The organism is Vibrio mexicanus (genome assembly GCF_001012815.1).
Classification (GTDB): domain Bacteria; phylum Pseudomonadota; class Gammaproteobacteria; order Enterobacterales; family Vibrionaceae; genus Vibrio; species Vibrio mexicanus.
Map to the genome: position 1 here is coordinate 21,474 of NZ_JYJP01000030.1, position 11,089 is coordinate 32,562.

The 11,089-nt window shown below is 42.1% G+C and carries 11 protein-coding genes and 1 CRISPR repeat array; of the genes, 5 read left to right on the top strand and 6 right to left on the bottom strand.

Annotation, left to right across the window (positions count from 1 at the left end; all coding sequences use genetic code 11):
- The first annotated feature begins 60 nt into the window (after positions 1 to 60).
- The 4 genes from cas1 to csx16 all read left to right on the top strand — a co-directional run bounded on the left by cas1 (position 61) and on the right by csx16 (position 4,123).
- Complete coding sequence (gene cas1 / locus UA76_RS06305; protein ID WP_047044098.1) at positions 61 to 1,953, top strand: CRISPR-associated endonuclease Cas1; 1,893 nt, start codon at positions 61 to 63, stop codon at positions 1,951 to 1,953.
- A gap of 178 nt (positions 1,954 to 2,131) precedes the next feature.
- Positions 2,132 to 2,419 carry a CRISPR-associated endonuclease Cas2 gene (gene cas2, locus UA76_RS22915; RefSeq protein WP_075202546.1) on the top strand — a complete coding sequence of 96 codons (288 nt, stop codon included), beginning with the start codon at positions 2,132 to 2,134 and terminating at the stop codon, positions 2,417 to 2,419.
- A gap of 4 nt (positions 2,420 to 2,423) precedes the next feature.
- Complete coding sequence (gene cas2, locus UA76_RS06310; protein WP_075202547.1) at positions 2,424 to 2,702, top strand: CRISPR-associated endonuclease Cas2; 279 nt, start codon at positions 2,424 to 2,426, stop codon at positions 2,700 to 2,702.
- Between the two features lie 248 nt (positions 2,703 to 2,950).
- A CRISPR array of direct repeats spans positions 2,951 to 3,683; the repeat unit is 35 nt; unit sequence GTATGAGCACTGCCCGGTTATGACGGGATTAAGAC.
- Between the two features lie 146 nt (positions 3,684 to 3,829).
- Entirely contained in the window at positions 3,830 to 4,123 is a 294-nt protein-coding gene (gene csx16 / locus UA76_RS06315) for a CRISPR-associated protein Csx16 (RefSeq protein ID WP_047044101.1), read from the top strand.
- Positions 4,124 to 4,463: 340 nt separating this feature from the next.
- Here csx16 and UA76_RS06320 read toward each other — a convergent pair whose 3' ends face one another.
- The 3 genes from UA76_RS06320 to UA76_RS06330 are packed head-to-tail and all read right to left on the bottom strand — an operon-like array spanning position 4,464 to position 6,225.
- Positions 4,464 to 4,778, bottom strand: coding sequence for a hypothetical protein (locus tag UA76_RS06320; protein ID WP_047044103.1), 315 nt, complete (start codon positions 4,776 to 4,778; stop codon positions 4,464 to 4,466).
- A 45-nt stretch (positions 4,779 to 4,823) separates the two neighbouring features.
- Positions 4,824 to 5,996: an Arm DNA-binding domain-containing protein gene (locus UA76_RS06325; RefSeq protein WP_238322195.1), complete on the bottom strand. Its 1,173-nt coding sequence runs from the start codon at positions 5,994 to 5,996 to the stop codon at positions 4,824 to 4,826.
- Entirely contained in the window at positions 5,989 to 6,225 is a 237-nt protein-coding gene (locus UA76_RS06330) for a hypothetical protein (protein ID WP_047044104.1), read from the bottom strand. The genes UA76_RS06325 and UA76_RS06330 overlap by 8 nt, the downstream gene beginning before the upstream one ends.
- Before the next feature lie 134 nt (positions 6,226 to 6,359).
- Here UA76_RS06330 and UA76_RS06335 point away from each other — a divergent pair, with 134 nt between their 5' ends.
- The gene (locus UA76_RS06335) at positions 6,360 to 6,536 is read left to right on the top strand and encodes a helix-turn-helix domain-containing protein (RefSeq protein WP_238322196.1); all 177 of its coding nucleotides are present in this window, start codon (positions 6,360 to 6,362) and stop codon (positions 6,534 to 6,536) included.
- Positions 6,537 to 6,735: 199 nt separating this feature from the next.
- Here the strand turns inward: UA76_RS06335 and UA76_RS06340 are convergent, their stop codons facing one another.
- The 3 genes from UA76_RS06340 to UA76_RS25590 all read right to left on the bottom strand — a co-directional run bounded on the left by UA76_RS06340 (position 6,736) and on the right by UA76_RS25590 (position 10,821).
- Positions 6,736 to 8,586 (bottom strand): UvrD-helicase domain-containing protein, encoded by a 1,851-nt coding sequence (locus tag UA76_RS06340; RefSeq protein ID WP_047044107.1) that lies wholly within the window; start codon positions 8,584 to 8,586, stop codon positions 6,736 to 6,738.
- A gap of 1 nt (position 8,587) precedes the next feature.
- A complete protein-coding gene (locus tag UA76_RS06345) occupies positions 8,588 to 10,468 on the bottom strand; it encodes an ATP-dependent nuclease (protein WP_052771967.1) in 1,881 nt (626 codons plus the stop codon).
- A gap of 134 nt (positions 10,469 to 10,602) precedes the next feature.
- A complete protein-coding gene (locus tag UA76_RS25590) occupies positions 10,603 to 10,821 on the bottom strand; it encodes an AAA family ATPase (protein ID WP_052771968.1) in 219 nt (72 codons plus the stop codon).
- Positions 10,822 to 11,089 lie beyond the last annotated feature (268 nt).

An 11,089-nucleotide genomic window follows, 5' to 3' on the forward strand; every position in this document is an offset into this window, starting at 1 on the left:
GTTTCTAACATACGGTGTGCGGCACTACACACCATAGTGATTCTCTGCTAAGGAGGCGGCATGAGTGTACCACTAACAATACAGGAACTTGAAAAAGGCTGGGACAAAGTAAAAAGCAACAAAGGCATGGCGGGAGTAGATGGGGTAACCGTAATGCGCTTTGCAGATGAAATTAAACAGAACCTACAAACGCTCCAAGAGCGCTGGAACAACGGAGAGTATCAATCCTTACCCTATCGCACTGTCACTCTGTCTAAACCCAACAAAAAAGATCGACTATTGGCAATACCCGCTGTCAAAGACCGCATCATCCATTCTGCAATTGCGCAAAAACTTATTGCAACATTCGAACCTGAATTTGAGCACATTAGCTATGGTTACAGACCTAACCGCTCCTATACCCACGCGATTCATCATATTGAGCACCTAAGAGATCAAGACTATAGCTACGTTGTTGACGGGGATATTTACGGCTACTTCGATCATATTTGTCATCACACTTTGGCCGAAATCATGCGCCGCTATTTGCCTGAAAACTGGGTAGATTCAATACTTAACCTGCTATTAAGCAAGCAAGTCAATGATGACAAACTGGCCTTTGGAAAAGACAAAGGCTTAGGCATCCCCCAAGGATCGCCTCTGTCTCCAATACTGGCAAACTTATACTTGGATGGTTTTGATGAAGCATTGCTCGACAGAGGCGAACAAATCATCCGCTACGCCGATGATTTTGTGGTTTTAGTTAAATCGGAATCACAAGCGCAATCCTGCCTAAGTTTCATTTCTCAGTACTTATCCCAACTTAAACTTCAACTCAACCCGTGCAAAACACAAGTCGTGAGTTTCCAAGATGGATTTACCTTTTTAGGCGTTTCATTTTTGGATAACATCGTGATACCGCTGAAATCTCACACTGAAAAAGCGTTGGTCAGCATAGGAAAGCACGAGCTAGAGCTCGATGAAGACGACATCCATGAACTAAAAAACGAAGAAGACCAACAGCTCAACCATACGCTCTGGCATACAAGCCTTCCCCCAGCACTGAGAACATTACAGTCGGCAATTTATGACGATAATTCCGCCATGCCCATGGAGCCAGACAGTGCTCGCATTGAACGATTGTCCTTAAACCACATAGCACGATTGAAACTGATTTACATACACAAACAAGGGGCTACAGTACATAAAAAGGGCAATCGATTAAATATTTTTGCGCAAGGCAAGCCTATCAACTCCATCCCTGCCCACTCCATTGATATGATTTTGTGTTTTGGGGCAATTCACCTCACTCAAGCGGTGCAACGTTTCTGTTTAGAGACCGATATTTGCGTTGTCTGGTTGACCCAATCTGGTCAATATCTAGGTTGCCTCTCTGCTCCTTTTCAAGGTGATCCCGAACTGACTCGCGCACAAATATTAAGTAAAGATAACGACACTGTGCGCTTATCGCTTGTTCGATTTTTCCTGCGCAGCAAAATCAACAATTGCTTGGGGCTCATGCGCAGACAAAACAAAAAGCAACAAAGAGATAAAACCTGTGAAAAACGGATAGTGGGGCTAAGAAACCAATTAGATAGCCAACAAACCGTTGCATCAATGCGTGGCACCGAAGGGGCGGCTGCACGCGAATATTTCCAATGGTTAAGACAGCAAATTGACCCTAAATGGCACTTTACCAGCCGCAATCGTCAGCCACCAAAAGATCCCATCAATGCCATGCTCTCTTACGGTTACACCCTGCTGTTTCATAATGTTCGGGCGCTCACCGAGGCAAGGGGGCTACTTCCTCATATAGGGTATCTACATGGAAGCCAACCTAGGCAGCCAGCACTTGTACTCGACTTAATGGAAGGCTATCGCCCTTGGGTGGTCGATGAACTGGTTGTCCAACTTGCCAAGAAAGGCGTCGTTTCCCTCGATCACTTTATCAACAAATCCCAGGGGTTTGGTTAAACCGTGAAGGCCGAAGACTATTCATTCAATCGCTTGAACAAAAGCTTCTATCTAAGCACCAACACCCCACCCTAAAGATCAAGGCTGATATAAGAAGGCTCATTGACATTCAAATACTTGAACTTAGACATCAACTTCTTTCTGGGCAATGGACGTTGACACAACAGAGGGTAAGGTAATGGCTGCGGAACACTATTTGGTTTGCTACGACATTTCAAGCCGAACCGTAAGGTACCGAGTAGAAAAAGAACTGTTAGGTTATGGCGAACGCGTACAGTATAGCGTATTCGAATGCCTATTAACCTTTGAGCAATTTCAAACTCTACGCCACGATATAAGACAATGGTTAGAAGACGGAGACAGAGTGAATTACTTTCGTCTTTGTATCCACTGCCTGCGGCGAAGAATCACTCAAGGAGCCATGGTGGCATGGCAGGCCTCACATTTCGAAATCATTGATGGGTAACAGTATGATATGGATTATTAGTTTCGACATAAGCGATAACAAAAAGCGCCGCCGAGCGGTAAAAGTACTCGAAGGCTATGGGCATAGAACTCAGTTCAGCGTGTTCGAGTGTTTGGTTCGCAGACAGCAGCTACGCCAAATTCAAACAAAGCTAAAAAAACTGATTGAGCCGAGTGATAAGGTACTATATTACCCAGTGTGCGGGAAAGATGCATTGTGCCGATATGCCGATGGCAATGGAGAAGTATATTGGCCAGAAGTGCTGCACATCGTTGATGGCTAACGATCACAAAGGCTCCATAGAAAGCATTACGTTTCAACGAGAATTTGGCGTTTTAATCTAGGTATTTCTCGAATAAAGCGCCAAATCCAAGCACATTATATAAATCAGTAACTTGGAGAAGCATTATGTATATTCATAACGCCAAAAATGGCAATATATGCATAAATAGTGAATATGTAATTTTACGCGAAATTTTTGACGCACAGCACGCTCCTAGCCCTTGCGCCATAAGGGCTACAAAAGGTACAGTATGAGCACTGCCCGGTTATGACGGGATTAAGACTAGCTGCTTCCTTAAGGAGGCGGCGTTCTTCTGCCGTATGAGCACTGCCCGGTTATGACGGGATTAAGACAAAAGTCGAAGTTAGAAAGAATAAATTTAATTTCTGGTATGAGCACTGCCCGGTTATGACGGGATTAAGACGCTTGTAGAGTATTGAACTCAAAAGCGTACCCCGTATGAGCACTGCCCGGTTATGACGGGATTAAGACAGCTTTTCTAAGCCCCACTGCAAAAGCATAAACGGGTATGAGCACTGCCCGGTTATGACGGGATTAAGACTACCCCACATGGTACGGGTTAGCGGTTGGTAGCTGTATGAGCACTGCCCGGTTATGACGGGATTAAGACCCGGTTTGGCGTGCTTTCATAGCAGTAGAGTAATGTATGAGCACTGCCCGGTTATGACGGGATTAAGACAAACCGCGTAGCTGTACATTATGAACGCGGCATATGTATGAGCACTGCCCGGTTATGACGGGATTAAGACTAGTAGCAATATTGATGTCTTCAACTTGTACAGTGTATGAGCACTGCCCGGTTATGACGGGATTAAGACATGATTGAAGAGTAATCTTCATTGATAAACGGATAGTGTATGAGCACTGCCCGGTTATGACGGGATTAAGACCTTAAATTTTACATCAACAAGTGCTGCCTCTATTTGTATGAGCACTGCCCGGTTATGACGGGATTAAGACAGCTCACCGTGCCCGCCAGGCACACACCACAACATATGAGCACTGCCAGCCATGCAAATGGATGAATACAATACGTGTGGCTTTAAAAACCAAACTGAGCTATGTTGAGCGATGACGTCGCACATTCAAACTTGGGAAATAGACGAATGAAATGGTTTGTGTCTCGCCATACGGGTGCCAAAGAATGGGCCAAGCTCAATAAACTCGACATTGATGTTTTCGTCGACCACTTAGAGCTTAATGCCATCAATAAAGGGGATACCATTATTGGTACACTCCCCATCCATCTTGCTGAACAAGTTTGCTCGCTTGGTGCACGCTATTTGCACTTATCACTTAACCTGCCCCTCAACAAGCGTGGCACTGAGCTAACCGCGCAAGACATGATAGATTGCCGCGCTCAGCTTACCGAATATCAAGTCGTAAGAATCGATGCTTAACCCCTACAGCTTTCACAGTGTACAGTCAACAAATTAACTTCCCTGAATCAAGTACAATATCGCCCTAGAATGTAACCAACCTAACTAGAACATCTTATCATTCAAAACTTAAAAGCTAACAATTCAAGGCATATAGACAAGGCTACTTGATAAATTGACGAATCATCAGAATGTTTAGTGCATTTGACCAATACTATGCCTAGCTTAGCAATAGCGTACCTGTCACACCAATACCTAGTTCAATGAAAAATTTTGATGAAAGACCATGAGTCTGTCTAACAATTTGATCACTGCTTTAGCCAATATAAACAGCACCTAGACCTCTCTAGGCGCTATAAGTTTAATGATATGTTGGAGGGAGTTCGATTTGGTTAAAACTCAACTGAAGCTTTTCCATAATTTCATCTGGCTCGAATTTGAGCTTTTTGCTTCGACAAAAGATAAGAATTTGCATCATCGAGTTTACCAACTTACGAATATACAAACGGTCCGTAGGACGGTTCATTCGTACCAAATGTCCCCCGACTCGCTTGGTGCATGGCTCACGAAGATCAAATAATTCATCTAGTGTAAGGTTGAAGAACCGTTCCTGATGAATAATCGACAAGCACACACTGGCGCAGTGTACCGTTAACACATCCACTTTCATTATCATGCTTGACCTCCTTTATGTTGGTCTTGAGCTTTAGACAACAGCTTTTCAAACGCACTGCCATCTTGACGAGTGAGATTCGGAACAAAGCGACTTGTAGATTTCAAACAACATCTTGGTGGTGCTGTGCCCCATCTGTTTCGCTATCCACTCTGGAGCCTCCCCTGCCGCGAGCCATAATGTTGCTGCGGTGTGACGTGTTTCATACGGACGGCGATAATCCATCCCAATTTCCTCTAACGTCGGCTTCCAGATGCGCTCTCTAAGGTTCGTTTTATCAACCGGGTTCCCTTCAGCATTGGCGAAAACATACTCACCACGCCCAGTCACATCATATTGTTCACGCAAAGCTTTGAGCACCATACTCGACATATCAATGTCTCTCGCTGACCCGATAGTTTTCACCGTTTGAGTCCGGCGGTTTACGTAGGTCTCTCGAACGCTGATTTTCTGCAACTCAAAATCGACATACTTCCATTTAAGCCCATCAATTTCAGACGTTCTCATACCAGTAAAGAATCGAACAATAAAATAGTTTCGGTATTCTTCGCGAACGGCATCAATAAACGTCATCACCTCTTGTAAACTAAAAGGGTGGACATCACGCTTTTCAATTCTAAGTCGTTTAATGTTTTCAAAGCTCGAGCGAAACCCATATCGGTCTGCAGCTTCATTTAGAATCATGCGAAGTGGCGTCATCACATGATTTACAAAGTCGGCAGACAACTGCTTACCATCTTTGGGTTGCATCAAGCGTGCACGGTATTTCAAGATGTCAGGGCGAGTGATTTTATCCACCTCAACCTCACCAAATTCTGGTATTAGATAGTTATGAAGGTAAATCTTCATACTGTCTTTGTAGCTTTCTTTCCAACGCACTTCGTTTTCGTGGTACCACTCAATCGCAAAGTCGGAAAAAGGTATGGTGCTGATACCCTGTATCTCTTGATTTGCTGACTTGTAACTGCCCAGCATCGCATCCTTCTTTTTCTGGGCAGCGATATCGTCTTTTATGAACTTCTTCGAACGTGGTGACTCAGGAAAGTACTCGCTATAAACAAAGCAGCCTAAACGAATATCGGCATCGATTTGTTTGAGTAATCGATTGAGTTTGCGTTCATTCGCTGGTGTATCCGCTAATAACGTCTGCTCACGGCAACGAACACCTTTGTAACGAAAGTCGATGTAAAGCTTTCCACTTCTAGAGTTGAGACTAGCCATGACAAATTCTCCCTGACGCCATTGGGATATAGTGCATATTTCTCGTTGCAGATTGGTACAAATCCGCTTCTATGGCTTCCCAAATGTAAAGAATTTTTCTACCATTGAAGGGTCGGATGTAGTGCTTACCTTCGATGAATATAGAGTCTCGCAGTGACGAATTAATGTAGTTGGCGCTAAATTTGATACGCTCTGCGAGTTCTCTAGCCGTTAAGAGGGTTTGGTCCATGCGACCTCCTTTTGTCCCCTGACAAGATACACTATTCACTTTAGTTCATCATCGTCCCCTGTCAAGATACAAATGGTGCATAATTTTGACGATCCGTTATAAGCTTAAAGAGCTCATTGAATTAAAAGAAAAAGTTGAAGAAAAAAAAAATCTCTCAGGCAGCAATTGCTAGAGAGATTGGAGTTCAAAGGTCTGCGATAAATAAGCTGGTGACAAGCAAGGACTATGTAACAACGACAACTACACTGAATGCTTTATGTGCCTATTTTGACTGTAAAATTGAAGATCTAATCGAGTATGTACCTGATTAGGGAGTGACCTATTCTGAAAAAGCTACTCATCAAAGTATCGTCCTATCTTAATTGTCACCGCACTATCCTATAGACAAAATGCTAGAGAATCGCTTGGTGATCACACCGTCAGTCATAACGAACTGTAACGCCCATGGACAGAAGTGAGCTAGAACCTTGACTCTAGCTCAGCCTATTAGACTTAAAAAATGACCTCTAACTAAATCAGTATGATTTCATCTTCATCAAACCATTCAGCATCAATAGCACGATTCTTGACTGCTAAAGGCTCTTGTGAGTAAGCAACAACAGCAAGGCTCTTCTCCGCCCTACTGCATATTACATAGAACAGCCGTCTGGTTCTGGATAAGACGGAGTCTATACCATTCGCCTCATTTTTCTTATCTGTAGCCGACAGATTTTCAGCGCCAAAGAGCTTCTCATACTTGAAAAGAAAGCCGTTTGAGTCTTTGTCATCTATTACTGCCAAAATGCGATCAAATTCCAACCCTTTAACTCCCTGATGAGTAGTAAAACCTAGCTCGTCGGCCACATATTTTGCATAGTTTTCAACGTGACTCAGTCTTGCATCAAGTGCTGTATCCCAAGCTTTTTGGATGGAAGGTGACTCAACGCCCTCTACGAGATCTGCGATACCTTCCAGTAAAAGGTCGTTCAAGATATCGGGGATTTCTAATAGTTGACTCTTCTCTATTAATGACAATAATTCTCTGAGGCTAATGTCATTTTTCAGCAAAGCTCTAACCTTACTCACTGCATCTTCCACAGAAGCTAATAGCGCTATCGGATCTGCAAGGAAGTCTTTATTCTCTCCTCCTATCAAATGAGAATGTTTCTTAATAATTCTCATAACTTCAAAGTCATTTTCTTTACGAATCGCATTAGCCAAAGGTAAAACCTGATGAGTACAAAATTTAAATGTTGAACTCGTTCCGTTTAGTAATGAATCTCTAAGGCTATCCTCCGCTGACAATGGAGTGAAAAACTCGTCAAACTCTCCTCTACGAGCTGCCATGGCATGTTCAAGCGTTAACGTTTTTACCTGACTAACATCTTTCCCATTCTCATCATCAGTTATCGTCTTCATCTGCTCTCTTATACGAGCCTCAACTTCTGATTTATTTTCATTGGGTGTCTGGGCAATAAATAAACGAACAAGACCTTCTTCTGCATCTGGCTTTGCAGTTTGTTGTTTACCATCATCCTCATGCCTAATTTTATTAATCAGCTTGATAACCCTTTTGGGGCTCCGAAAGTTGATTTTCTTTTCGGGTGTTTTCCAGTTCTCAGGTAGACTTGTCGCTAAGTCTTCTTTACCTCCGCTATAAATTCTCTGCATAAGGTCACCAAAAAGACCTAATGAAAAGCAGCCTGAATTATTTTTCTGGGTCTGTATAAATGCATCCATCAGACCTTTATTTGTATCCTGACTCTCGTCAATCAGTAGTATAGGGAACTTGTTAACTAACACTTTTTGGAACAGTGGCTGTTCAGTTAAAAATTCAGTGGCAATTTTGATTACCTCTGCATGTGTCAAAGACCCTGTAGTCAACCGTGTGCTAGTTGGGCTGTATGTAAAATTCTGTACTATATCGAGTTTTTCTAACCGTTTTAATTTTGAATCTCTACTTCGAGCGTTCTTTACTGCCGTCTTACCAGATTTGTCTTTTGCTTTATAAATTTTTGCTTGTAAATCATCAATACTTACCTTGAGGTCGGCTTCCAACCATATTTTTATATCGCTCGTAAATGGCTGAATTAACTCCCAAACAAAGCTGTGTATGGTAGAGACAGCAAATATTGGATCGTATTGAAGGCGATGCTTAATTTCTTCACAAGCAGCATTAGTGTAGGTGATAACGGCAATGCGCTGTCCTGCTTTTATAAACCTATGAAGGTCATTGTCACGTACTGCCTGAAGAACATTTACAAGAGTTCTGGTTTTACCCGATCCAGCTCCAGCAAATAGTAAAAAACTAGTAGGGTTGTCAATGTTTAGATATTGATAAATCTCTTTATCAACCTCTTGAAGACTATGAGTATCTACCATATCAGAACTCCTCCAAGGCTTCGGGTTCTTCAACCTCTTCAGGTTCTGCTAAGACAAATTCTTGGTCAGTATTGCTCAGCTCCTTTTTCAACCACTGAAGCCCTTCATCAATATAGGTTGGAACTTTTAGCTTTTTAGGATCAACATCATACAAAAGATCCAATGCCATCTTCGCCTTTTCACCATCTAAGGCTTTATATAGAGCAGTCGCACATTCTTCCAAAGAAGCCTTCATCGTCGCTTCGTGCATCTTTTTGACCATCCCAGTTGAGCTAGTCAAGTCTCGAAATAGTTGAATGTTACTGAGTGCTATTGCATCCTCAAACGTGTATGGAATCGCTTCCTCTTCTTTACCACCTGTATGATATTTGATCATAAAACCATATTGATATGCAGCTCTGACATTACCTTTAACTTTCTTATCATTTGAAAGATCCAGTACGTCATCCAGACTTAAGTCTTTCAGTTCAAACCACTCCCTAAGCGTATCACTGCCATACTTATAATCATTATTTCTTGCAGGCTGAACCTTCTTGCCATCCACGCCCTTCGCATCTGTATCGGTAATCACCAAAGTAGGTAAGGCTAGAGTATCGATTAGTGGTTTCAAACGTTGAGCGTGCGCACCACCAACCTCTAGTATTGATAAATAGCTACTTCGTAGCTCAGGATAATTATAATTAATGAAATGCGGTAATAGCATTCGCTCTGCTGCACCTTCAACCAGAATGATGCCATTTGCAAAGAAAAGATCGCAGTGGGTAGTCTTGAGGTAACGCGAAACAAACTTCTGAGTGTTAAGAGTCTGTTCGTCTTCAGTTGCCTTTTTCTTACCACTTCCAAAAACTGAAGATAAATCGACAACCTCAGCCTCAGGCACATCAGAGATACTAACTGCGGCTTTGCGTTTGAAATAGCGTAATTTCTCGAATCCAGCTTCATGAGCTATGTAGCTTGAATGGGTACTAAGAACCATCTGCGTAGTAAATTGTTCATCGATATCTTTCCTAAGAACTTCATAGGCTTTGCGTATAAATACTTGTTGAACCTGAGCGTGCAGGTGAGCTTCAGGTTCTTCAACCAATACCAAATGGATGGGTTCTATTGCAACATCATTTGCAGTTCTTCTTTTTTGAGCTTTTCCTATTCGTTGCCACCGATCTCTGAACGTAATCAACTTGAACACAATATGAATAAGGTTTTTGTATCCTAGTCCGTTATATTGCTCTGGTAAGGAGAACGTGTGATTATTAAAACCTTGCTTTTGAATATCAAATATCACGGCAGCATCATGCTCCAACCCTTTAATCGGATTAACGCGACTCGATAGTTTAACATCAGGATCATTGAATCCTGGGTAACCAAGAGCTTGTATTTCGCCCAATGCTCCCTTAAACGACTTGTCTAATTTCTTATCAAACTCTTCCTGAGCTTCCTCAATTGCTTTCAGTGCAGGAAGATCTTCGTCATCAGGTAAATCAGTAGGGTTTAGATGGCGAATGTAGTATTCCTGCAACTGGCTAGACAGGGTAATGCCTGTATTCACTTGCTCACTATTAGGATCTGTGAATCCGCGCTGTGCTTCTATAGTGTCAACTTTAAACAAACCGTTAAAAGGATCGTTCTCTAGTGGAGTGGCTTCCTTTGGCAAATCTTGAGTAGTAGAGATTTTTTTAGGGTCTAAGATGTAAGCTCTGATAACAAAGGAATCAGACAATTTTCTATTGAGATAATCTTTCAAGTCCCGAGGCCAAAAAGATAGCTTTGTCTCGTCGGTTCGCAATTCATCTATAGCTCTGAAATCTTGTAAAAAGTTCTCTCTAAGCTTTTCAATATCTTTGGGTTCATATGTTAGTCTGATCCCCAGAGCTCGCCCTTCCATTTAAGCGTTGGAATTAAATGTGCCACTCTGTGGACATCTTCAACACCAGCATCAAGCCAAACGTCAAGTGAAGGGCAGTACGGAATCCAATCGCTTATATCTTGCCCGTTTAACTCTTTTGGGTCGGTACTAAGCTAAGATTCTGCGTATTGATTTAAAGCTGACCAGTTACTTAAGGTAAAGTCAGTAACTGTAATCTTCCGTGACTTGTCGAGAAAGCATATAAGAGCATCTGTAGCTGAAGTTTTGCCGCTATTGTTTGCACCGACTAGCAGAGTTTCATTATCTGACAGGTTAACCCTACAGTTCTTTAGTTTTCGAAAGTTTTGGATTTGTACAAAATTAATCTTCATCCTTTAGCCTAGCCTTGGTAGCCATCAATTGAACTAGAGAATAATATGAAACCGATCATAATAGTTTGATAGTTCACTCAATCAAGTAAAAAAAGCTTGAAAATTAACTGATTGGCAAGTTTTCAGGTTTGAACTATTCACATTAGTTTTTTCTCGTAAAACTCTGACAGAATAAAAAATATTAACTTGTCTCGCTGACGCGTAATGGGGCATTTTTGATTTTGACTGATTTGTGCTACAGGTTGTTGCACAATTGGGAAACGGCTTG